22 protein-coding genes and 1 tRNA gene are annotated in these 23,914 nt (G+C 44.5%); 15 read left to right on the top strand and 8 right to left on the bottom strand.

The genetic code is table 11. The annotated features are described in order from the left end of the window. Positions 1 to 9: 9 nt before the first annotated feature. The 4 genes from G6047_RS05610 to G6047_RS05595 are packed head-to-tail and all read right to left on the bottom strand — an operon-like array spanning position 10 to position 2,716. The gene (locus tag G6047_RS05610; RefSeq protein WP_169526504.1) at positions 10 to 504 is read right to left on the bottom strand and encodes a DUF6702 family protein; all 495 of its coding nucleotides are present in this window, start codon (positions 502 to 504) and stop codon (positions 10 to 12) included. Continuing rightward, positions 501 to 1,241 carry a carboxypeptidase-like regulatory domain-containing protein gene (locus G6047_RS05605; RefSeq protein ID WP_169526503.1) on the bottom strand — a complete coding sequence of 247 codons (741 nt, stop codon included), beginning with the start codon at positions 1,239 to 1,241 and terminating at the stop codon, positions 501 to 503. The genes G6047_RS05610 and G6047_RS05605 overlap by 4 nt, the downstream gene beginning before the upstream one ends. Further along, complete coding sequence (locus G6047_RS05600) at positions 1,228 to 1,974, bottom strand: carboxypeptidase-like regulatory domain-containing protein (RefSeq protein ID WP_169526502.1); 747 nt, start codon at positions 1,972 to 1,974, stop codon at positions 1,228 to 1,230. Before G6047_RS05600 ends, G6047_RS05605 begins: the two co-directional genes overlap by 14 nt. Beyond that, on the bottom strand, positions 1,961 to 2,716 hold the full coding sequence (locus G6047_RS05595; RefSeq protein WP_169526501.1) for a hypothetical protein: 756 nt from the start codon (positions 2,714 to 2,716) through the stop codon (positions 1,961 to 1,963). Before G6047_RS05595 ends, G6047_RS05600 begins: the two co-directional genes overlap by 14 nt. A gap of 133 nt (positions 2,717 to 2,849) precedes the next feature. Here G6047_RS05595 and pepE point away from each other — a divergent pair, with 133 nt between their 5' ends. Beyond that, positions 2,850 to 3,557 (top strand): dipeptidase PepE, encoded by a 708-nt coding sequence (gene pepE, locus G6047_RS05590; protein WP_169526500.1) that lies wholly within the window; start codon positions 2,850 to 2,852, stop codon positions 3,555 to 3,557. 242 nt (positions 3,558 to 3,799) lie between these two features. On the opposite strand, the gene G6047_RS05585 is transcribed toward pepE, so the two are convergent. Further along, positions 3,800 to 3,872 (bottom strand) — tRNA-Gly (locus tag G6047_RS05585). Between the two features lie 146 nt (positions 3,873 to 4,018). On the opposite strand from G6047_RS05585, the gene G6047_RS05580 reads away from it, so the two are divergent. After that, positions 4,019 to 4,456 carry a GNAT family N-acetyltransferase gene (locus tag G6047_RS05580; RefSeq protein WP_169526499.1) on the top strand — a complete coding sequence of 146 codons (438 nt, stop codon included), beginning with the start codon at positions 4,019 to 4,021 and terminating at the stop codon, positions 4,454 to 4,456. Positions 4,457 to 4,461: 5 nt separating this feature from the next. Continuing rightward, a complete protein-coding gene (locus G6047_RS05575) occupies positions 4,462 to 6,036 on the top strand; it encodes a L,D-transpeptidase family protein (RefSeq protein WP_169526498.1) in 1,575 nt (524 codons plus the stop codon). On the opposite strand, the gene G6047_RS05570 is transcribed toward G6047_RS05575, so the two are convergent. Next, complete coding sequence (locus G6047_RS05570) at positions 6,025 to 6,723, bottom strand: murein L,D-transpeptidase catalytic domain family protein (RefSeq protein ID WP_169526497.1); 699 nt, start codon at positions 6,721 to 6,723, stop codon at positions 6,025 to 6,027. The two genes, G6047_RS05575 and G6047_RS05570, sit on opposite strands and share 12 nt — an antisense overlap. A gap of 265 nt (positions 6,724 to 6,988) precedes the next feature. Here G6047_RS05570 and G6047_RS05565 point away from each other — a divergent pair, with 265 nt between their 5' ends. The 5 genes from G6047_RS05565 (at position 6,989) to G6047_RS05545 (ending at position 12,990) form a co-directional block, all read left to right on the top strand. Continuing rightward, positions 6,989 to 9,385: a DUF5916 domain-containing protein gene (locus G6047_RS05565; protein ID WP_169526496.1), complete on the top strand. Its 2,397-nt coding sequence runs from the start codon at positions 6,989 to 6,991 to the stop codon at positions 9,383 to 9,385. 79 nt (positions 9,386 to 9,464) lie between these two features. Then, the gene (gene gpmI / locus G6047_RS05560) at positions 9,465 to 10,979 is read left to right on the top strand and encodes a 2,3-bisphosphoglycerate-independent phosphoglycerate mutase (protein WP_169526495.1); all 1,515 of its coding nucleotides are present in this window, start codon (positions 9,465 to 9,467) and stop codon (positions 10,977 to 10,979) included. Between the two features lie 4 nt (positions 10,980 to 10,983). After that, positions 10,984 to 11,271 (top strand): hypothetical protein, encoded by a 288-nt coding sequence (locus G6047_RS05555; protein ID WP_169526494.1) that lies wholly within the window; start codon positions 10,984 to 10,986, stop codon positions 11,269 to 11,271. 136 nt (positions 11,272 to 11,407) lie between these two features. Then, complete coding sequence (gene map / locus G6047_RS05550; protein WP_169526493.1) at positions 11,408 to 12,229, top strand: type I methionyl aminopeptidase; 822 nt, start codon at positions 11,408 to 11,410, stop codon at positions 12,227 to 12,229. Then, entirely contained in the window at positions 12,226 to 12,990 is a 765-nt protein-coding gene (locus G6047_RS05545) for a class I SAM-dependent methyltransferase (protein WP_169526492.1), read from the top strand. The genes map and G6047_RS05545 overlap by 4 nt, the downstream gene beginning before the upstream one ends. 3 nt (positions 12,991 to 12,993) lie before the next feature. On the opposite strand, the gene G6047_RS16710 is transcribed toward G6047_RS05545, so the two are convergent. Further along, positions 12,994 to 14,010 carry an SRPBCC family protein gene (locus tag G6047_RS16710; RefSeq protein WP_211165386.1) on the bottom strand — a complete coding sequence of 339 codons (1,017 nt, stop codon included), beginning with the start codon at positions 14,008 to 14,010 and terminating at the stop codon, positions 12,994 to 12,996. Between the two features lie 120 nt (positions 14,011 to 14,130). Between G6047_RS16710 and G6047_RS05530 the strand changes: the two genes are divergently transcribed. The 7 genes from G6047_RS05530 (at position 14,131) to G6047_RS05500 (ending at position 22,122) form a co-directional block, all read left to right on the top strand. Next, complete coding sequence (locus G6047_RS05530; protein WP_169526491.1) at positions 14,131 to 15,111, top strand: GlxA family transcriptional regulator; 981 nt, start codon at positions 14,131 to 14,133, stop codon at positions 15,109 to 15,111. 220 nt (positions 15,112 to 15,331) lie between these two features. Beyond that, entirely contained in the window at positions 15,332 to 16,579 is a 1,248-nt protein-coding gene (locus G6047_RS05525; protein ID WP_169526490.1) for a type IX secretion system plug protein, read from the top strand. A gap of 82 nt (positions 16,580 to 16,661) precedes the next feature. After that, positions 16,662 to 17,048 carry a Co2+/Mg2+ efflux protein ApaG gene (gene apaG, locus G6047_RS05520; RefSeq protein ID WP_169526489.1) on the top strand — a complete coding sequence of 129 codons (387 nt, stop codon included), beginning with the start codon at positions 16,662 to 16,664 and terminating at the stop codon, positions 17,046 to 17,048. Between the two features lie 136 nt (positions 17,049 to 17,184). Further along, positions 17,185 to 18,819: an L-glutamate gamma-semialdehyde dehydrogenase gene (gene pruA, locus G6047_RS05515; protein ID WP_169526488.1), complete on the top strand. Its 1,635-nt coding sequence runs from the start codon at positions 17,185 to 17,187 to the stop codon at positions 18,817 to 18,819. Between the two features lie 75 nt (positions 18,820 to 18,894). Then, entirely contained in the window at positions 18,895 to 19,941 is a 1,047-nt protein-coding gene (locus tag G6047_RS05510; protein WP_169526487.1) for a T9SS type A sorting domain-containing protein, read from the top strand. 72 nt (positions 19,942 to 20,013) lie between these two features. After that, positions 20,014 to 21,060: a T9SS type A sorting domain-containing protein gene (locus tag G6047_RS05505; protein ID WP_169526486.1), complete on the top strand. Its 1,047-nt coding sequence runs from the start codon at positions 20,014 to 20,016 to the stop codon at positions 21,058 to 21,060. Between the two features lie 51 nt (positions 21,061 to 21,111). Then, positions 21,112 to 22,122: a T9SS type A sorting domain-containing protein gene (locus tag G6047_RS05500; protein WP_169526485.1), complete on the top strand. Its 1,011-nt coding sequence runs from the start codon at positions 21,112 to 21,114 to the stop codon at positions 22,120 to 22,122. Positions 22,123 to 22,372: 250 nt separating this feature from the next. Here the strand turns inward: G6047_RS05500 and G6047_RS05495 are convergent, their stop codons facing one another. After that, positions 22,373 to 23,905, bottom strand: a complete 1,533-nt coding sequence (locus G6047_RS05495; protein WP_169526484.1) for a GH3 auxin-responsive promoter family protein — start codon at positions 23,903 to 23,905, stop codon at positions 22,373 to 22,375. Positions 23,906 to 23,914 lie beyond the last annotated feature (9 nt).

The following is a 23,914-nucleotide window of genomic DNA, read 5'->3' as shown; positions in this document are numbered from 1 at the left end:
TGATTTGCGTCAGAATTCGGCGCTATCGACAGGTTCATCGGGTGTGAGCAGTAAATTCTTTTTTTGTTTGCCCACTTTTATCTGTATGATATTCTGCTGACTCGTTACAAAATCGAACAGTATCGTATTGCTGACCTCAATTTTTTTGACAGATTGTATCGCATTGGCTGACAGATAGGAAATAAAGACACCATTTTCGAATTCGGCACTTTTAAATTCCATGGCCGCAGGTTTTCCATTTACTTCGATACTGAACTTTTCCTTCAGGTAGGATTGCCATTGCGCCATTTCCTGCTTGTCTGATTTCCCGTCGGCAAAATGAAACGGATGTTTGTACTTTTTTTCAAGTGCCTTATCAAGGTCGTCGGCAAAAATACGACAGGTAATTTCGAGCCGGCTTTTGGAGGCATTGTGTTCTATCTGGTAAATCCCGACATAAAACTTATGTACAAACGAGCACAAAATCAGGAACAACGGAAGCAGCAAAACAAGACTTTTTTTCATTCTTTTCCGGGCTTTTCTTTTGGCATCGCGGTTTCCGTTTCGTTTATGATCTTGACATATTCGGCAGAAAGTTCGGCCAATGCCAGCGAAGTCCGGATTTTGTTATTGAGCTCGACCGCTTCCGCCACATCCTGGAATTCGACGCAATAGTAGCGGAAACCGTCGATATAATCTGCCGGGATATGCAACTGCTTCTCGTAATAATCGTCGGGGAACATGGCATCGAGTTTGGCCAGAAGCCGTTCTTTTTTCTCGGTCGCGACCACTTTACGCGCCATTTTGATACGGCCGGAAAGCGTATTGATCAAAAGATCGAGCGGGCCACTTTTGGCTGCGTAGAGTTTTTTCTCGGCCGGCGTATTTATTTTCTGGCCTTTCGGGACAATTCCGAGCGATTCCGGATTAATATTCTGCAATACCACGACTTCCTCCAACTGTTCCGGTTTTTTGATGAGCTTCAGATTGAATTCTCCGGTAGCATAATCGTTATGGGTGATTGTATATCTTTTGTATTCGTAGGCGACGGATGGAAATATGATCAGGTCTTCTTCTTTTGCCGGAATTTCAAAATAGCCGTTTCCGTCTGAAACCGCCGTTTTTTCATTGACCAGATTCATGACCTGGACGCCAATTGCGATGCCTTCATCTGAAAATACTTTACCGCGTATCATCTTTTCCTGGGCATTTCCCAAAAAGACACAAAAAACGAAAAGTAAAATCAGACTAACCTTTTTCATTGGAAACGAGTTCATTGAAAACTGCCGAATCAGCCGCCATGATAAATTCCATCTGGGCTTTGTTTCCTCCATCAAGTGCCTTTAAAAATTCCGGATTGTAGATCATATAATATTTGAATCCCTGAATATATTCCGGTTGGATTTTGAGGCGAGAGACAAAATAATCGTCAGGGAAAAGTTCTCCCAGTTTTTTAATGTACAATTCCTTCTTCTCGACCGCCAGTTCTTTGGTAAGCAATTTGGACCTTCCGCTTATGGCATTGATGATCGGGTCGATTGAAAACGCGACAAAAGGCACTGGAAAAAGGATAAACACCGGATTAAAATGAGTTGCCGCATTGTGCTTTCTCTCGGCAGGCGTATACTTCTTTTTTCCGGCCGGAATGCCAAGCGATTCGGGGCTGATGTCATGATAGACGACAACCTCGTCGAGTTTTTCCACTTTCGGGACCAGTGTTATGGAGATTTTTCCGGCAGATAAATCTTCGGCTTCAATGATGCGTCTTTTGTATTCGTAATTGACCGATGAGAAAATCAATAATTCACCTTCCGATACTTTAATCGAAAAATTCCCGGAATCATCAGAAACCGTCACCTGTTCCGTCACCAGGTTCATCACTGAGATTCCTGCCACCGCTTTGCCCGAAGACATTATATTGCCCTGCAGGACTTGCTGTGCCTGGACAAATGACAAGGAGAAAAGCCATAAAAGAATCCAGTTATTTTTGCCCATCTTTCAGGGTGTTGAGATATTTCGGGGCGAGCTTGCTGAGTTCAAAATCGATGTCCTCATCATTTCCGGCTTCTACGATTTTGACGAATTTGGGATCTTCGGCCGCATAAAATTGAAAACCTTTGACATAATCGACCGGTATTTTGAGCGTTTCAGTGTAGTAATTTTCCGGATGCATTTCAGAAAGCTTTGCAATAGTGGCTTCCTTTTTTTCTGTGGCGACTTCTTTTTTGGCATCAGATGTCTGGCCGGATATCGCGTTGATGACACGGTCGGTGGAAATGGCCGTATAGGCTTTATCCCCATCGCGCTGAACTGCCGAAGTCGTGGAAGACTTGAGTTTGCGTTCGGCTTTGGAGTATTTCTTTTTATCGGCAGGTTCGATTCCAAGCGATTTTGAACTCGGGATTGACTCTACCGTTACCTGGCTCAATTGGGTTGCGCCTGTATTTATTTTAAGTTCGACCAGATCCTGGTTCATGTCGAGCGCACTAAGCACATATTTTATGGCCGGAAATTCATTGCTGGTGATGTAAAGTGTATCGGCGGCTTTTGCCTGGATTGTAAAATAGCCACCATTTGAAGTGGCAGTCGATTTTTTGGTCTGAAGGTTACGGATATTGACCTCGTCATTAGTCGCGACAAGCGTCCCTATAGTGATTCTTCCCTGGACAGGTTTCCTCGATTGGGCAAAAATAAAAAGGCTGAAAGTAAGTAGTAAAAAGGTAAAGATCGATCTCATTTTGGCAGTATTCAGGTTGTCGCAGTAAATGTATTGGAAGAATCGCAACGATTCTTTGACGATGCTTGTAAAGTTATGTTAATATGAAAGTTTGGGGATTGCTATCTTTGAGGCCAATGAAATGAATGCGTTTATGAAAAAAATGATCATTGCAAGCACCTCGACTTTGCATGGCGGACAATATCTGGAATATATCAAAGATCAAATCGCTTCACTTTTTGAAGGACGGAAATCTATTTTGTTTGTCCCATTTGCACGTCCCGGTGGAATTTCGTGGGACGATTATACATCTCGTGCCGCTACTTTTTTCAGGACTTTAGGAATCGACGTACGTGGATTGCATGAATTCGAAGACAAAGTCGAAGCCATTTCACAAGCCGAAGGAATTTTCACCGGCGGCGGAAACACATTCGTCCTTGTCAATGAACTCTACCGACATAACCTGATGCCCGTTTTGAAAGAAGCTGTGAATTCAGGCACGCCTTATTTGGGAAGCAGCGCCGGAAGCAACATTACCGGCTTATCGATGCAGACCACGAATGACATGCCTATAGTGCAGGTTCCGGATTACCGGACAATCGGGGCGATTCCGTTCAATCTAAACCCGCATTATCTTGATCCCGATCCGGAAGGAAAACATATGGGTGAGACACGTGAAACCCGGATAAAGGAATTCCATATATATAATTCAGTTCCGGTTTTGGGATTGAGGGAAGGAAGCTGGTTGAATGTTTCCGGCGATAAAATTACGCTTGAAGGCGGTTTGGAAGCGCGGTTGTTCCGTCAGGGAAAAGAAGCTACGGAATTGGAAAGCGGTTCCGATTTGTCCGGATTGCGTTAGTACCCGAGACTTTAGCCGAATTGGCGAAGCAATGCGAGTGAAAATCCTTTTGCAGCGTTCTTTCGCGCAAAAGATTAGCTCACCAAAATTTATTTTTTTGATTGTGTTCGCTCAGTTCGCTGTGCTCGGGTGGAACGGGTCAGCCCGGCGTCGGCCACAATTTGTTTACTTTATACATTAAAGTTTCCGGCCGACGCAATGTCCGTAAAATAAAAAAAGCCCCAGAAAAATCTGAGGCTTTGAGCGGAAGACGAGGCTCGAACTCGCGACAACCAGCTTGGAAGGCTGGAGCTCTACCAACTGAGCTACTTCCGCAATGCGGGTGCAAATATAAGGCATAAGTTTTTTCAGATGCAAATTTTTTGAATGAAAAATCGAAGTTTTTTTTGCCGGCCTGACTCGGGAAACGACACCACATTTATCCTCAAAAAGTTATATCTTTAAAACAAACCAAAATCACGATGCCCCAAATACGCCCGATTCACTCCATACAGACCTATGCCGTCCGCCATCCGGTTTTGCGGCCGGGAAAACCGGTAGAAACCTGTGTATTTGACGGGGACGATTTGAATTCCACTTCTCATTTCGGGCTGTTCGACAATTCGGAACTGCGTGGCGTGGCTTCTTTGTTCCGCAATAACCATCCCGGCTTTCGCGAAGAAAGACAATTCCAGTTGCGTGGCATGGCGGTGCTCGAAGAATACCAGGGTTTTGGTTACGGACGCCAGTTGGTGCAAAGCTGTGAAGACGAAACCCGTCGACGTGCAGGCGAACTGCTTTGGTTCAATGCACGCGAAGGCGCTGTTGGATTTTATGAAAACATGGGCTACAAAATCACGGGTAAAGCTTTTTTGATAAACGGGATTGGCATGCATTACGTCATGTTCAAACGAATTTGAGTGGCATGAAAAAGTTGTTGTATTGGATTGCGATTGGCATTCTCGCTGTCGGATGCAAAAAAGAACCGGAGAACGATGCTGTTTCCTCACCGAAAACTGTAGTCCGCACGGTTGGCCCGATTGCATTCGATTCTTCTAAGGTAATCCGTTACAAATACAAACCATTGCTCAATTTCTATCGGCTGAACGATTACCATACTTTTTGGGAAAACGAGGCAAAAAGAAAAAATGCATTATTGGTTTTGGCCGATTCATATAAACTTGGCTTTGACCCCGAATTCTATGGGATAACAAGATTGAATTCGTTTGAAAAAAGATATAAAACATTGATTGATGCCGAACGTGTCACCTATGATATCTTGCTTACCTATTCACTCAGGAGCTACTTAGCCCATGTTTACGAAGGCCAGTGCGATGTTCGGAAACTGAATTTAAACTGGGCGATTTACCGTCATACCAAACCAATTACAGATTTGATGCTTGGCGGGATAAAAGGCGATTCATTGTCAAAAGTAATCCGCTTCCTCGAGCCGAAGCATCCGGTTTATAAAGGCCTCATCAAAGCGTTGGCGATGATTGATGCATTGCCTGCTTCCGATTTCAAAACCATCAGGATTGACGGAAGAATAAGACGGGGCGATTCTGTCGCCGTGGTATCAGAAGTAAAAAAACGATTGATATTTTGGGGCGATTTATCTGCGAAAGCGAATACATCGGCATTTTTCAATTCCCAAACCATCCGTGCCTTATGGCGTTTCCAGAAAAGACACGGATTACCGGTTACAGGTTCGCTGACAAAAGCGACGGTCGAGGCGTTGAACTGCAAGCCGTCGGTCCGCAGAAAACAAATTGTGGTGAACATTGAGCGCTGGCGTTGGTTTCCGCACAGTATGGACGGGCAATATGTAATTGTAAATATTCCCGATTATTCGTTGTATCTCATAAAAGACAAAGACACCTTGGATTCCAGGAAAGTCGTGGTTGGCAAAGCCGAAAGAAGCACACCGGTACTTACATCGACGTTCAATGAAATCATCCTGAACCCTACATGGACGGTTCCGCCCACAATCATCAAGGAAGATCTTGGACCCGATGCCGCCAAGGATACGAATTATTTCAAAAACCATCGGCTGACCATTTACGACTGGAAGAAAAAACTCGTTTCACCTTCAAAATGGGATGCGACAAAACCAAATGATTACTATTACGTCCAGGATCCGGGAAGCGATAATTCACTCGGAAATGTCAAGTTCAACTTCCCGAATAATTTCATGGTGTATCTGCACGATACGAATCACCGCGATTATTTTTCGTATCACAAACGCTCGCTGAGTTCAGGTTGTGTACGCGTTGAAAATCCGTTGCCGCTCGCCCAGCAATTGATCAACGACGAACAATGGACGCTGGACAAAATAAATGAGGTGGTCGTCACCAAGGAAACCACCTCTGTAAAATTAAAAGACAAAATAAAAATCTATCAGTTGTATTGGACGGCCTGGCTCAATAACAAAGGCCAGATTGAATTCCGGGAAGATATCTACAATCTTGACGAGCCGCTATACGCCGCCTTACGAAAATAACTTTGAAAAGCTGGAGTCGCCGGAAGGATGATAAATAAACAGGCAGGATTTCCCTTTGATGGTTCCGATTATATCTTTCACCAATTCCTGTGGAATGGCCGGGCAACCCTGGCTGCGGCCTAACCTGTGGTGGTTTTTGATGAAGGAATCGCAAACATAATCGGCTCCGTGCATTACGACTGCACGTGATCTGGCGTGATCATTAAGACCTTTCTGGAGACCGTCGAGTTTAAGCGACATACCGTGTTTTCCTCTATATACTTCACCTGTGGTGAAAAACCCGAGGCTGCTCATATTCGATTCGCCTTTGTTTGAAAAATTCAGGGCGAACTCATCACCGGAATTACGTCCGTGTGCCACAAGCGAATTAAAAAGTACTTTATTGGTTACCAGATCAATGACCCACAACCGTTTTGAGTTGGAAGACATGCTGAAATCTACAAGCGTAAGGATGTCCTTTGTGACTTTTCCTTCTGCTTTCAATTTGTAAAAACCTTGCAGGGCTTTAAAGAAACTGGCTTTTTGGGGAAGTGCCGATGATCCTGCATCAAGATGCGAATACACGTTTTCGAGCTGGGCTTCGACCGTGTTGGTTGCAATAGCCGTTTTAGGTGCGTTTAATGCCTTTTCAGCAGGACTGAAAGACAATACCAGTAAAAGCAGGGCGGGAAATAACTTGTAAATCATTGATATTCTTATAGGTTAAACTTAGATTGGGGACGGCAAATCTAACTAACCACTTTGGTTCCACCAAAATTTTTAAGGGTTTTTTATCGTTGAAGTGTTCGATTTAATCGACGAAAACGATATAATTCCCTTTTCCGCCGTGCCATCCACATCATCTTTTTCATTTACAGCGGATTGTTTAAACGAGCGTAGTTTCAATTTATTGTAAACAAATTGCAATATTCCCATTATTAGTTACATTTGTGCTGAGTGACGACCCCAATCGATGAGCCTGATAAAACGGATAATTCCCTGTATTTTATTGATTTCCGGCGTTTGCTATTCGCAGAAAAAAAGTCTTCGCGCCGAAACTGTCACATCTTCCATTTCAATTAACGGAAAACTCGACGATCCTGACTGGGAAAATGCTCAGGTAGCTTCTGATTTTGTCATGTACATGCCGGACAACGGCAAACCTGAAAATCCCGGAACAAAAACCGAAGTTCGCGTCCTGTATGACAATAATGCCATATATATCGGGGCCATCCTATATGATAACGAACCTGGAAAAATCCTGAAAGAAATTACGGATCGTGACGATTTTGGAACTTCAGAACATTTTGGTGTATACCTCAACGGTTTCAATGACGGACAACAGGATTACCGTTTTTTCGTAAGCGCTTCTGGCGTACAGATGGATTGCCTTGCTACTGAAACAGATGAAGATTTTTCATGGGATGCCATTTGGAACTCAAGTGTTTCCATCACAGATTTCGGATGGGTAGTCGAAATGCGTATTCCCTACGCAGCTTTGCGTTTCGGAAACCAGAAAGACCAAACCTGGGGCTTAAACTTTTACCGCGAACTCAGGCGTTACCGGCAGAAATTCACCTGGAGTTTCATAGACACAAACATTGGTGCCGTAATGACACAAGCCGGTTTACTCGAAGGCATCCATGACATTCATCCGCCAACACGGCTGTTCTTTATCCCTTACTCTTCTTACTACTACGATTATACGGGTGGCGTTGCAGACAACAAGATCAAAGTAGGCATGGATATAAAATACGGCATAAGCGATTCGTTTACGCTGGATGCCATACTGGTTCCGGATTTCGGTCAGACCAAATTCGACAATGTGGTACTGAACCTCACACCTTTCGAACAGCAATTCAATGAAAACCGTCCTTTTTTTACAGAAGGCACAGACTTGTTCAACAAAGGAAATTTACTGTATTCCAGACGAATCGGCGGTCCTCCGTCAACCTATCCGGTAACGGCAGACAATGAAGTAGTGAGTCAATACCCTAACAGTGTAGATCTCTTAAATGCCATAAAAATCAGCGGACGCACCAAAGGCGGTCTTGGAATTGGCGTATTGAATGCGGTGACGGAAGAAACCACAGCGAACGTAACCAATACAGATACCGGGCAATCGCGCCATGTAATCGTGGAGCCACTTACGAATTATAACCTCACGGTTCTTGACCAACGTTTCAACGGGAACTCATCCGTGTCGTTTGTCAACACCAATGTGACACGCAACGGAAGTTATCGCGACGCCAACGTCTCGGCTTTGGTTTGGGATTTGAATACTAAAGGAAATACATACAAACTCGCCGGAGATTTCAAATACAGTTACATCAACGACGCGAAAGATTACGACGGATTCAAGACCGCCCTCAATTTGATCCGGACACACGGAAATAACAGGTTCGATATACTTGCCAAATACATATCAGGCGGTTACGACATCAATGACATGGGGATTGCCTTTATCAATAACTATTATAGTTTCTACGCCAATTATAGCTATCGCATCCTGAATCCGACCGAACATTTCAACACCTTCAAATACAGTTCGTCGACTTCGATAGAAATACAGAATTCCACCGGAAAAATCCAGGATTATTTCTGGAACGCGCGTTTTGATTTTACACTTAAGAAAAACGATTCGTTCAACATTGGCATGGAAATGCGGCCGGTCGAGACCTTCGATTTTTACCAACCACGCGTTACCGGAAGATATTCGTATAATCCGAGGAGTATGCTCGCCTACTCGATTTTTTCATCGAACTACAACCGCAAGTTTGCCATAGATGCGAATCCGTCAATGGACGCCTCTTATGAAAAAGGCCGCTACGGATATGGTTTTTATCTGAGCCCACGTTACCGGATAACCGACAGGTTGTTGTTTTCGGCATCATTCGATCTGTACAAAAAATTCAACGACAGAGGTTATATTGACCAGGACGACACCAACATTTACTATGGACAGCGTGACCGCAAAACCATAAGTACCGAACTGACGGGCCGCTACTCCATCAACAACAAAATGACCATTAACCTCACCGCGCGTTATTACTGGTCTTATGCCGATTATGAGCGTCTGTTCACGTTAAATGACGACGGCTATCTGACAGATTTCACCGCGTCCCAACAAACCATAGACAGTTACAACCAAAACCTCAGCCTGTGGAATTTCGACTTGAGTTATAACTGGTGGTTCGCGCCTGCAAGCCAGATTTCAGTCCTGTACCGAAACAATTCCGAATATTACAGCAGCCTTGTCGATCCGCGGTTCGGACACAATACCAAAAACGTTTTGGACACTCCACTGAATACAGTGCTTTCGGTCAGCGTCAGGTATTATATCGACTACAACGTTTTCAAGTCAAAATAGTCATAAAGATAACCCTCCTATCCTTCAATCGGTTTCCCAATTGCCTATCTTTGATACCCGAGATTAAAATCTGTAAGACATGAACAAAAAAGTGATCCTCATGATCCTTGACGGATGGGGAATTGCGCCGGACAAAAAAGTTTCGGCACCAGACAATGCCAACGTTCCTTTCATCAATAGCCTGTACCAGAAATACCCGACGGCCCAACTGCGGACTGACGGTTTGAATGTAGGTTTGCCCGATGGACAGATGGGAAATTCCGAAGTCGGACACATGAACCTCGGTGCCGGACGCATCATTTACCAGGATCTTGTCCGTATAAACCTCGCGGTTGAAAGACACGAACTCCAGCATGAAAAGACACTTACAGATGCGTTCCAATATGCCAAAGACAACAATAAACCGGTGCATTTGCTCGGATTGCTGTCAGACGGAGGCGTGCATTCCCACATCAATCACCTTAAAGGACTTGTAGATGCGACAACAGCCGCCGGGCTTCACGATGTTTTTATCCATGCCTTTACGGACGGACGCGACGTCGACCCGAAATCAGGTGCCGGTTTTGTAGCAGATTTAGAAAATTTCCTTACAGACAAACCGGCCAAACTGGCTTCCGTCGTGGGCCGATACTATGCCATGGATCGCGACAAACGCTGGGAACGCGTCAAAAAAGCATATGACCTTGTCGTAAATGGAGTGGGAACACCGTCGACCGATGCCGTAAAAAGCATCAATGAGAGTTATGATAAAAACATCACTGATGAGTTCATTGATCCGATTGTAATGACTGAAGGCGACCATCCGATAGCAACCATCAAACCGGACGATGTAGTCATTTTCTTCAATTTCCGTACAGATCGCGGACGCCAACTGACCGAAGTGCTTTCCCAATGGGATTGTGAGGAACAAGGTATGCACAAAATGAACCTGTATTACGTGACGATGACCAATTACGACGACACGTTCAAAGGCATCCACGTAGTTTACGACAAAGACAATATCACAAAAACACTTGGCGAAATCGTATCATTGGCTGGAAAAAAACAAATCCGCATGGCCGAAACGGAGAAATATCCGCATGTGACCTTTTTCTTTTCAGGCGGACGCGAAGAACCTTTCGAAGGCGAAATGCGAATCCTCAAGAATTCACCCAAAGTCGCAACCTATGACCTGAAACCGGAAATGAGCGCATATGAACTTGCCGACGCACTGGTTCCGGAACTCAATGCAAAATCAGCCGATTTTGTCTGCCTCAATTTTGCAAACGGAGATATGGTTGGTCATACCGGCGTTTTTGAAGCCGCCATAAAAGCCTGCGAAGCCGTGAACAACTGCGCCGAAAAGGTCATCAATGCCGCTTTGGAAAACGGATACACGACACTCGTAATCGCCGACCACGGAAACTGCGAAACCATGATCAATCCGGACGGAACGCCAAATACGGCCCACACGACGAATCCGGTTCCTTTGGTGATAGTAGATCCGGAAATCAAAACCATCAATAACGGAATCCTCGGCGACATTGCCCCGACTATATTGCATTTGATGGGCATTCCACAACCCGAAGAAATGACACAACATTCATTAGTCTAAAAACATGAGCAAGACATATACAGCTTCACGTCTTTCAGAAGGCAACAAGGTTTTCCCGGCTTCGATTACGGTCGAACAAGGCGGATTGACCATCAAAATTCCGGGACTTTGGAAAAATGAGGAAACATTCCTTGGCTATAAGGACATTGCCGGAGTTTCCATCGACACACCGCTGATTGGCTATTCCACTATTGAATTCAACGTACAGGGAAATGTGATCTCGGCCCACGGCTTCAAGAAAAGCGAAGTGCGTGAGATCAAGGAAGCGATCCATAAGGGAAAGAATTCCTGAAATCTTAAAACCTAATCAAGGCTGTCTCAAGAGGCAGCCTTTTTTATTTTGACCAGATGGCAAAACCAAAAACTCAGTTAACCTACAGATTTATTTCCATTGGAAATCTGTATTTTTGCGCCCTAAATTCGTCCAGATGATAATCCAGAAAACAGCCGAAGAAATCGAACTCATGCGAGAAAGTGCCTTGCTGGTTTCCAAAACCCTTGGTATGATCGCTTCAGAAATCAAGCCCGGTGTAACCACGCTCCAGCTTGATAAAATGGCTGAAGCTTTTATCCGCGATCACAAAGGCGTTCCCGGATTTTTGGGTCTGTACGGTTGTCCGTCAACGCTTTTGACCAGTGTAAACGAGCAGGTCGTACATGGTTTGCCTACGGACAGGCCAATCGAAGACGGCGATATCGTATCTGTCGACTGTGGTGTTTTCATGAATGATTTTTACGGAGACCACGCCTACACGTTTGAAATTGGCGAAGTCGATCCAAAGACGAAAAAATTACTTGAAGTCACCAAAGAATCGCTCTACGTTGGAATCCGCGCGTTCAAAGCCGGAAACCGCACAGAAGATGTTGGCAATGCCATCCAGACTTTTACCGAAGCCCATGGTTACGGCGTAGTCCGCGAACTCGTCGGTCACGGATTAGGCCGCAAAATGCACGAAGACCCGGAAATGCCGAATTACGGAAAACGAGGTCGCGGAAAACTATTCGTAGAAGGCATGGTCGTGGCCATCGAACCTATGATAAACCTCGGTGTCCGAAATGTCAAAACACTTAAAGACGGTTGGACAATCGTGACCGCCGACAAAAAACCGAGTGCGCACTTCGAGCACGACGTAGCCTTAATCAACGGAAAACCGGAATTGCTTTCTACGTTCCAGTACATATACAAAGCACTTGGAATCGAAAGCGATGAAGAAAACGAATTCCGAAGCCATGCACTGGTGATTTCATGAAGAAACTGTTCAAATTTGTACTCAACACCATTCCGCGACCAATCCTGATCCGGCTGAGTTATGTGGCGCGTCCCGTCCTTGCCGCGTTTTTGAGCGGAAATGAATTCACAGATCCAATCGATGGCAAAAGCTTCCGCAATTTTTTACCCTACGGATACGGGAATCAGCGCAACAACGTATTATCTCCCAGCACACTTTCATTGGAGCGCCATAGATTATTGTGGCTGTATCTAAAGAATGAAACCGACTTTTTCTCGGCACCAAAAAAAGTGCTCCATTTTGCACCGGAACAAGCGTTTTACAAACTGTTTCGAAACCAGAAAAACCTTGATTACACCACAACTGACCTGAATTCACCATTGGCTGATGTCAAAGCCGATATCTGTAATTTGCCTTTTGAAGACAATGCCTACGATGTGATTCTGTGCAACCACGTTTTGGAACACATTCCGGACGACACCAAAGCGATGCAGGAATTATATCGGATCCTGAAACCCGGCGGTATGGGCATTTTACAGATTCCGCAGGATTTGAAGCGTGGGAAAACATTTGAAGACGATTCGATTACCGATAGAAAACAACGGGCCGAGATCTTTGGCCAATACGACCATGTGCGCGTTTACGGACGCGACTATTTCGACAAGCTCAGAAGCATTGGCTTTACAGTCGAAGAGATAGATTACACCAAAAAACTAAGCCCGGAAGAAGTGCGTCGTTACTGTCTTGCCCCGGGCGAAATCATTCCTGTGGTTTCCAAATAAGTTTCAATCTTTTGGTGTCGGATTGCCTTTGCCTGTATTGATCAGGTTTTGCAGGCTTCCGAGCAAATAATCATTCCAGGCATTGGAACAGGCGTCATAACATTCCACTTTTGGGTCAAGGCCAATTTGCGTAAACGTGACGCGCGTTCCTGATGCTTCAGTCGTAATCTCAAAAACAATTTCCATCCCTTTCCACTCTTCTTTATTTTTCACAAAGTTGAGTCGATTTTCCGTAGTCAGCCAAACGATTTTCCGGTCTGGAATTACAGTTGTGAGTTTGTGTTTCGAGTAATGTATATCTCCAAATTGTACCGAAAATTCATCACCTTCGTCTTTGGATTTTCCTTTTACATGCTGCGTCCACCATTTATCGACGGAACTGATTGCCTCGAAAACATCATGCGGAGACTTTTGCGTTACGAAACTCACGTGGTAATTATCGGATTGTCCTGAATTCATGTTATTTTTCCTGAGCAGATATTCGTTGAATCCGCCTTCCTTTGGATTCGGCTGGCCTTTTCCGGTAACGATCAGGTCCTTGAGGCTGTTCTGGATGTATTGCGCCCAGGCATCGTTGCAAATCTGGAAACATTCGTATTTGGGAGTCAATCCGTGATGTGTGAAATTCAGTTGTGTTTTGCCGCCGGATTCAGAAATGGTGAACTCGATAGTATTCCCAACCCATTCTGATGGATCACTTATAAAATTGAATTTATTTTCAAGCACTTCCCAAACCACCTTCTTATTTGGGATTGATTCGATGATTTTGATTTTGCAAATGTGGACGTCTCGGTAATGGTAATCGAAAACACCACCTGGCTTTTGAGTTTCTCCGGATATTTCCTCACTCCACCAGGCTGACGGATGATTCACCGCGTCGAATACGGCTTTTGCGGGTTTGTCTACAATAAATGATGTGGTAAAATCTTGTGGTTCCATAACTGTTGATTTAGATTGAGCGTGGCCTGTTATTGAAACAATCAGTGCCGAAATGCCGATAATGGCTTTTACTTTTCTCATGATAATTGGTTTGCAGATCAAAGTTACCGTACCGATTGCTACCTGAAGAATGGCAAAATCACCTATATGACGGGTTGATTCAGACAGGCGTTCTGTTTACCTTTATCAAAAATTCCAAACATGAAGCATTTGACAATCCTGGTTCCGGAAGGAAAAGGCAACAACATCAGCAGCATTGCCGGAGCCTATAAGATTTTTTCGCGTGCCAATGATTTCAGGTCACTGAACGGAAGCCGGCCTGTATTTACTATTGAACTCGTTGGGCTCAGTGGTTCGGCGACGTTTTATGACGGATTGTTCAGCGTCAGGCCGCACAAGCAGCTTCGTGAGGTCAAATCGACCGACCTCATCATCATTCCATCATTGAACCATGCGTTTGACGAAGCATTGAAGCAGAACAGTGAACTTGTAAACTGGCTCAAAGAACAGCATGCCAAAGGAGCTGAAATCGCTTCGATATGCACCGGTGCTTTCCTGCTGGCCGCGACAGGAATCATCGACGGCAAGAAATGTTCGACACATTGGGCAGCCGCCGATGAACTCAGAAAAAGATATCCTACAATAAATCTTCAGCCGGATTTATTGATAACTGATGAAGATGGAATTTACACCAACGGTGGTGCCTATTCCTTTTTAAACCTTATGATCTATCTGGTCGAGAAATTCTACGGACGCGAAACGGCCATCTATTGTTCCAAGGTTTTCCAGATTGATACCGGACGCGACAGCCAGGCTTCGTTTGCCATTTTCAACGGACAGAAAAGACATGGAGACGATTTGGTCCTGGCCGCCCAGGAATTCATGGAAAAACGCGTGGCCGAAAAATTCTCGGTAGATGGTTTATGCGATACATTCCGCATTGGAAGACGCAGTTTTGACCGCCGGTTTTTACGGGCGACGGGTAATTCCGCATTGGAATACATGCAGCGCATACGCATTGAAACGGCAAAAAAAGCGCTTGAAAGTTCGGTGGAAACGGTAGCCGAAATCATGTACGGTTCCGGATATTCAGATGCAAAGGCATTCCGGGATGTATTCCGGAAAATAACAGGATTGTCACCTGCGGAATATCGGCTCAAATACCAACAATTGGTTTTTTAGACCTCAAAGCCCAACCCCGATGCGAGCGGTTAGCTTTTGCCACGAACATGGCTTGATTTTTCGCGTATGGGGCAGCGACTAAAAGAAGCTCGCCCCATACGCTGAAAAATGCCATGACCGTGTCAAAACTATGAGCGGGCAGCGGGAACATGCTCCAAAAAATCAAAATAGAAGCCGTTGGTCTTTTTGTTATATTTACAGAATTGCAATTCATTGACCAATGACTAAATTCCTGACCGCCGCCCTGTTGCTGGTTTTCATTTCGATGACAGCCCAGGTGGAAACCGAAGTCCAGCCGCCTTACAATATCAAATCGGTAGCTTTTATCCAGGCCAGCCAAGGCACCATACCTATATTCGGCCTCAACGATGCATTTACGATCCAGTTTGATGATTTATTCGGGAACGAAGCGAATTACTACTATCAGATTGTGCATTGCGATTACGACTGGAAACCTTCGCAATTAGTCAAAAGCGAATATCTGGCGGGTTTTGACGATTTACGGATACAGACCTATACAAATTCATTCAACACCTTACAAGTATATTCACACTATACGTTGAGCCTTCCGAACCGTCAGACGCAACTCCGGGTAAGCGGGAATTACATGCTCAAAATCCTGAATGAAGACCGTGACGTGGTTTTCTCACGCAAGTTCATTTTGGTCGAGGAACTGGTTTCGGTGCCTTTGCAGATAAAACGCTCACGGACTATGTCTACAGTCAATTATATGCACAATATGGATTTTTCGATCAAATCCCAAAGTATCATTTTCCAGAACCCGCTGAGAAACGTAAAAGTATTGCTGATGCAGAACGGTCGTTTCGACAACGCCATCATGAACATCAAACCGCAATACACGATTGGGAACGACCTGATTTACAAATATGACCAGGAAACCCAGTTTTGGGCCGGGAATGAATACCTGTACTGGGAAAACAAAGACGTGAGAGCGGCCGGAAATGGTGTAAGCCGTATCGATTCGAACGGTTCGCTTTACAACACGCATTTATATCCGACACAGGCCAGAGGTTCGCAACCTTACACCTATTTTCCCGACTCGAACGGAAATTATTTCCCGTTGAATATCAATGCAGAAAACAATGATGTCGAGGCAGATTACACTTGGGTTTATTTCAGTCTTTCTGCCCCAGCCTATTTTGGAAATGGAAAAATCTATGTGAACGGCATGTTCAATAATTATGCGCATTCACCGGAATACGAAATGGAATATAACGAAAAAAGTGCCCTTTGGGAAAAGGCGGTCGTTGTAAAGCAAGGTTACACAAACTACCAATACACTATTGTAAATCCAGATGGAAACGTAGATAACGCAAATGCAATAGACGGGAATTTCTACCAAACCGAAAGCAATTATTTCGTCATTGTGTATTACCGCGAGAACAATTCCCGTTATGACCGCGTGATTGGAAAAGGTGTCGCAAGTTCAACGAATATCATCAATTAAGGAAAATTTCATATTGAAACTCACCTCTCTACACGATTTTTTGTAAATTTGGCACGTGTACTTTCACCGTTACTTCCTCAATATGGTATCGCAAATAACAAGAGGCATAAAAATTTCCGTGGCTACGAGTTTTGAAGGAACTTACTTCAAAAACCATAAGTTGCACTATGCGTTCAATTACCATATCACCATTGAAAATCACAGTAAAGATTCCGTTCAGTTGACGACACGTCACTGGGAAATATTCGATTCTCTTAACGATATCGAAACCGTTGACGGCGAAGGTGTAATTGGAAAAAAACCAGTCCTTAAACCGGGCGAAACACATACATACAGTTCCGGTTGCCTTATCGCTTCACCGTTTGGGGCTATGCGCGGCTGGTTCAATATGATCAACTTTACTTCTACCCGTAACTTTCGTGTTGCTGTCCCTACTTTCAGGCTGAGTGCGCCGTTTGCTTTAAACTAATTTGAAATCCGTTTAGATTCGCTCTCGGTTTTTAATCAATTGGTTTCTTCCGATCTCCCGATCTTCAAACTTAATTCCCAACTTCTCCTTATCTTTGAGCTGCCTTAAAAATCAGGCAACTTAAAAATATATAGCCATGCCGAAAGGATTCTTCCATGTACCCAAAGCCATAAACGAACCGGTAAAATCATATGCACCGGATTCACCAGAAAAAGCGTCGGTGCTTGCCGCTTACAAACAACAATGGAACGAGCAGATCGAAGTTCCGTTATTCATAGGAAAAGAGCAGATAAAGACCGGGAATACGCGCAACATGACTGCACCGCACGACCATCAGCATGTTGTAGGGAAATACCATCTGGCAGAAAAACAACACGTAGAAAAAGCAATCGCTTCGTGTCTTGAAGCCCGAAAGGAATGGTCTCAATTGGCGTGGGAACAACGTGCCGCAATCTTCCTCAAAGCCGCCGAACTTATTGCCGGCCCGTATCGTGCCAAAATCAATGCGGCGACCATGATTGCCCAATCCAAAACAATCTTCCAGGCCGAAATTGACGCCGCCTGCGAACTCATCGACTTTTTGCGTTTCAACGTGGAATTCATGGTCCAGATATACAACGATCAGCCAAAATCCACGTCAGATATGTGGAACCGTGTGGAATATCGTCCGCTTGAAGGTTTTGTATATGCCGTGACTCCGTTCAACTTTACTGCGATTTCCGCCAACCTTCCTGCGAGTGCCGCTTTGATGGGCAACGTCGTGGTCTGGAAGCCGAGCGATTCACAGGTTTTTTCTGCAAAAGTCATTATCGATGTTTTCCGTGAAGCAGGTGTTCCGGACGGTGTCATCAACGTGGTTTTTGGCGATGCGAAGATGATTTCAGAAACGGTTTACGCAAGTCCTGATTTCGCAGGAATCCACTTTACAGGATCGACCCACGTGTTCAAGGATATTTTCAAACACATAGGCAACAACATCGAAATCTATAAAACCTACCCCAGAATTGTCGGGGAAACCGGCGGAAAGGATTTTATCGTGGCGCATCCGTCGGCGAATGTACGTCAGGTCGTGACGGGAATCGTCCGGGGTGCCTTTGAATTCCAGGGACAGAAATGTTCGGCGGCTTCACGGGCTTACATTCCGCAGAGTTTGTGGCCGGAAGTCAAATCGGAACTTGAAAAAGACATGAAAACCCTCAAAATGGGTTCGCCGGAAGATTTCTCGAATTTCATCACGGCTGTAATCCATGAAGGTTCTTTCGACAAATTGGCCTCTGCCATAGATCAGGCGAAAAAAGACAATGACGCCGAAGTGATCATCGGCGGAAACTACGACAAATCCAAAGGCTGGTTCATAGAGCCAACCGTCATCTTAACCACGAACCCAAAATACGCGACCATGGAAACCGAATTATTCGGGCCAGTCATGACGATTTATGTTTACGACGATTCCAAATGGGAAGAAACGTTGAAACTTGTAGACCAAACATCTGCTTATGCCTTGACGGGAGCCATTTTCTCACAAGACCGTTACGCGATAAACCAGGCGACTAAAACTTTGGAAAACTGTGCCGGTAACTTCTACATCAATGACAAGCCAACCGGAGCCGTCGTGGGAATGCAGCCTTTTGGCGGCGCAAGGGCTTCCGGAACCAATGATAAAGCGGGTTCGATGCAGAATTTGCTGCGTTGGGTTTCTCCGCGAACCATCAAGGAAACGTTTGTTACGCCGGTGGATTACCGATATCCGTTTCTCGGTGAAAATAAATAAATCATTAAGCCTCTGAAATAGAGGCTTTTTTATTCAACTAAAATTCTATATTTGAAAAACCTTTAAATCCTACTTATGAAAAAACTTCTACTTTTTGCCAGTTTGACTTTTGCAGTTGCCGGATTTTCGCAATCAGAGATAACCCATTTTATGGGAAATACTCAAATTACCGGAGGCGATGATGGCTTTAGCGCAAGAGGGTATTATCGCGGCACTTTCGAATCTGCACCGGACGAGTCCGCTACCGGACCAAATGCAACCTGGGATTTTAGCGGCGTTGTGTTCGAACAAATGGAATCCTATAGTAATGCGCTTCCGACAGATGCCGAAATCGCGAACTACCCGGAATGTAATTTTGTTTCTACCGGATATGACATGGAAACCAGTGCTGAGGTGGGAAAACTGTACGCAAAGTTCTTCAACGTTGGAGAATTCGTAATCCTGGGAAACACGCTGGATGTATTGTCACTGACATTTTCCGGAGACGGCGCATCAGTAGGCCAATTTCCGATGAGCTATGAAAGTACGTCAAGCGATGTCGTTTCCGGAACTTTCGTTTATTCCGGGCCGCAGGGCGATTTCAACGGAGATTTTACCGGAACAATGACATCTACTTATGATGCTTACGGAACAATCGATTATGTCCTTGAAAATACCGAAACGTCTGCCAGTGTAAACAGGCTTAGCGTTGTGCTGAACCTAACTTTCGGGACGGCAGATTTTCCGTCGGCGGGAACACTGATGCAAACCTCGAATTACTATTACGATGGCAATGGGTTCTGGCCTTCCATCAGAAGCGTAAAAAGCCATTTTATGGTGCCGTTGCTGAGCATTGACCAGACCACGACATATCTTGAAAAAAGTACGGATGCCCTTCTTTCTACTCCTGAAACAGTGGCCAACGCACTATCCGTATATCCAAACCCGGTCAAGGACATTCTTAGAATTTCAGGCATATCTGGTAACATCCAAGCCAGCATATTTGATGTGAACGGCCGATTGATGCTAAATCAGCAAATCAATTCAAACGGAATCGACCTGAGCTCATTGCAAAATGGAATCTACCTGGTCAAAGTCTCCGACGATACCGGAACAACAACCCAAAAAGTTGTCAAGCAATAAAAAACAAGCCCTGATCTTCGGGGCTTTTTTAATACAATATTTGTGTACTTTTAATCAGGTAACCCATTCATTATGAAAAGAAAACTACTCTTGTCATTTTTTGTTTTTTCCATTGCCGCGTATGCTCAGCAACCTATAAGCCATTTCCAGGGAACGTTACCTGTTTCGGGTGATGTGGATGGTGTGACGGAAAGATTCTATTTCCGTGGAATCCCAAGCGTTCCCGTAGATCAATCTCCCCAAGGTGTCAATGCATCGTGGGATTTTTCGGCTGTATCTTTTATTCTGGATCACCACGATTATAAGAATAGTATTCCCGATTCTCAGGCAACAACGAACTATCCAGGTTGTAATTTCCAAACAACGATTACAGAAGACATTCCGGAAGAAACCGCAAATGTCTATGCCAATTATACAGATGGGGCTTATTCCATTTTAAGGGCCGATGGGGAAATAATGACGCTCGATTATTCTGTCAACAATGCCTTTGTCGGGCAATTCCCAATGGATTACGGATATATTTCATCCGATGCCACAGGCGGAAACTTTACCTATAACGGAAGCCTGGGAACTTTTCAGGGCACATTTGCGGGAACACTCGATTCTTATTTTGATGCTTACGGAACACTTTCTTATAAAAACGATGATGGTGTAACGGCTTCGACCACCGTTAGCAGGCTTAAGGTAACACAGGTCATTTCGCTTTCGGTTCCCTTTTTGCCAGATGCCGGCAACCTCATACAAACCTCTTATTATTATTTTTCAGAAGATGAATTCGGGATATGGCCATTTATCAGGAGCATCGAAACGACCCTTGTGGTTCCGATATTAGGAATAAACGAAAATTTGGTCATCCTCGAAAAAGGCACCGATGCATTTCTGGGAACTCCGGATGCAACTCTTGCTTCCGTTTCAATCTATCCGAACCCCACGTCAAGTGTATTGCACGTAAATTCACAGCATCTTCTAAAGTCGGTTGAGCTATTTTCCATCGATGGTAAAAAAATCAGCAAATCTCCCGGAAATTCAATTGACGTCAGCAACCTGAATAGCGGTTTGTATAGGGTTGGAATTGATAATGGCTCCGGAATTATCTATAAAAAGTTCATTAAAAAATGATGCTGCATTGTTCCTTTTGACTATTTTACTATCTGATTCAACAAAAAAACTATGAAAAAATACCTACTCGTTTGCCTTATCGGTTTCAGCGCTTTTGCACAATCGCCTATCCCTACATTTTATGGATACGGAAGCTGGCCCGCATACACCGTTTGTACAACTCCAACGCCAATCGACCAGACTGCCTCAGGTGAAAACATAACCTGGAATTTCGATCAGTTGGTGGAACTCGGATTATCTGAATCCCATACCATTGACCCGTTGCCTGCCGAAGTGACCACGTTTCCTAATACCACACTTGTCAACCAGACGAATACCATGGTTGGCGGGACTTCTTACCTGAATAACATTTATTTCTCAGATACGGCCGGAACCGTTTCAGTAACCGGCGTAAGCAATCCAGATGTAACCCTGAATTTCAGTACAAACAATGCGACCCTTGGCGCTTTTCCAATGGCATATGGTTTTTCAAATTCCGATGCGATTGCCGGAACTTTTGCCTATTCTACATACGAAGGAACTTTTACCGGAACGGCCGTTACAACCGTAGATGCCTACGGAACATTGAGCATGAACATATCGGGAATTGGACCGAACACCCCAATTGAAGTTACGCGCCTTAAAACCGTAATGACGCTTTCGCTTAACTATATCCTGCCAAACGTAGGGACAATTATCCAGACAACATATAGTTATTACGCTGCCAATTATCCCGGCTACCCCATTTTCCGTTCCACAACCAACGACATCAGTGTTCCCATTGCGTCCATCAATGATGTAACCACAACGTATGAAAGCTTCCAGATGGCGTTATTAAATGCTCCGGAAGCTTCTGTGCCGCAAATTTCACTCGCTAAAAATCCGGTACGTAATGTTCTTGAAATTGTTGGTGCCGACACTATTGAAAAGATAGAAATCGCCGATTTGAGCGGCAGGATCGTGTCTCAAACCAACTCTTCCGAATCAATCGATGTCAGCGGGCTTAGCAGTGGTGTTTACGTTGCCCTGATTCATATGGGACAAAATACTGTCAGTCGGAAATTCATCAAAATTACTGAGTAATCATTACTTTTTAATTAAGTCACTTTTGTTTTAAATGTCCCGACCCGACTTTAAACGATGCCCTTAAAAACAAAATCCTGCTTTACCGGCAGGATTTTTTTGTGGGTTTTCTTGACTTCATTTTGAATGATGCACCGTCTTCCGGGGCCACATTTCATTCGGTGCGGACCACACGACGTAAACGCGAATCCGGCTACTATTCCTAACAGCATAATCTTTTTCATGCGCAGATAACGCACTCGAATTATAATTATTGCTTCTCCACGAAAGTTAACTGCATGGATTTCAGTGTCTCCAGATAATCACGACTGTTTGAAAGCCTCGGAATCTTATGTTGACCGCCGAGTTTACCCTGATCACGCAGCCAGTCGTAAAATAAGTTGTCGCGGGCCGCATTTACAATTAGCGGATTCAACGTCATGTTGTTGTATCTTTTGGCCTCGTAATCTGAATTGAGGCTTTGGAGCGCTTCATCCAATATGCGTCCGAATTGTTCGACATCGGCAGGCGGAACCTTGAATTCGATCATCCATTCGTGTGCACCTTTTTGCTTTCCATCCATAAACACAGGGGCGACCGTGTAATCTTTGACTTCGCTTGACGTGGCGGCACAGGCTTTCGCTAAAGCAGAATCGGTATTTTCAACCATGAGTTCCTCACCAAAAACATTGATGTAATGTTTGGTGCGTCCGCTTACTTTGATGCGATATGGATTGAATGATGTGAATCTAACCGTATCGCCAATGACATAGCGCCATAAACCTGAATTCGTCGTAAGGACAACTGCATAATTCTTGTGCAGTTCGACTTCGGAAAGCGGAATGACACGCTGGTTTTCCGTTCCAAAAGAATCCATCGGAATAAATTCATAGAAGATGCCGTAATCGAGCATCAGCAGTAATTCAGATGAATCGTTACGGTCCTGTATCGCAAAAAAACCTTCCGATGCATTGTAGATTTCGTAGTATTTGAAATCTGACTTCGGAAGCAATCGCGCATATTGGTCGCGATACGGTTCAAAACTGACGCCTCCGTGGAAATAGACTTCCAAATGCGGCCACAACTCCAACAGATGCATCTTTCCGGAATCTTCGAGAATCCGGTTCATCAACACCAAAAGCCACGATGGAACGCCGGCAAAACTGGTCACGTTTTCATTTCTTGTTTCAGAAACAATCGCCTTGAGTTTGCTTTCCCATTCGCTCATCAATGAAACCTTATTGCTTGGGGTCGAACTGAATTCGGCCCACATAGGCATATTCTCGATCAGGATGGCAGACAAATCGCCAAAGAAACTGTTGTTGTCTTCATAAATCTGCGCACTTCCTCCGAGCCGGAGACTTTTACCCACGAACAATTGGGAATTTTCGTTGTTGTTCAAATACATGCACAACAAATCCTTGCTGCCTTTGTAATGGCAATCTTCAAGGGCTTCGTAGCTTACGGGAATGAATTTGCTTTTGGCATTCGTGGTTCCACTTGATTTGGCGAACCATTTTACAGGCGAATTCCAGAAAACGAATTGTTCACCCAGGCGCGTACGTTCGATCAGTGGCTGTATTTCCTCATAATTCCTGACGGGCACACGTTCGGCGAACTGGCGGTAATTTTTTATGGATGAAAAATCGAATTCTTTGCCGATGACCGTGTTTTCTGAACTTCCAATCAGATTCATCAGCAATTCCTCCTGTACCTCATTCGGATATTTGAGGAACAATTCGATTTGGTGGATGCGCTGTTTCAGCACCCAGGACGCAATCGAATTGATAATGGGAAGCGGCATTTTGTTTTA

The organism is Flavobacterium silvaticum, from assembly GCF_012911565.1.
Taxonomy (GTDB): domain Bacteria; phylum Bacteroidota; class Bacteroidia; order Flavobacteriales; family Flavobacteriaceae; genus Flavobacterium; species Flavobacterium silvaticum.
The sequence above is the reverse complement of the archived record's forward strand: the minus strand, read 5'-3'. Positions and strand labels throughout refer to the sequence as shown.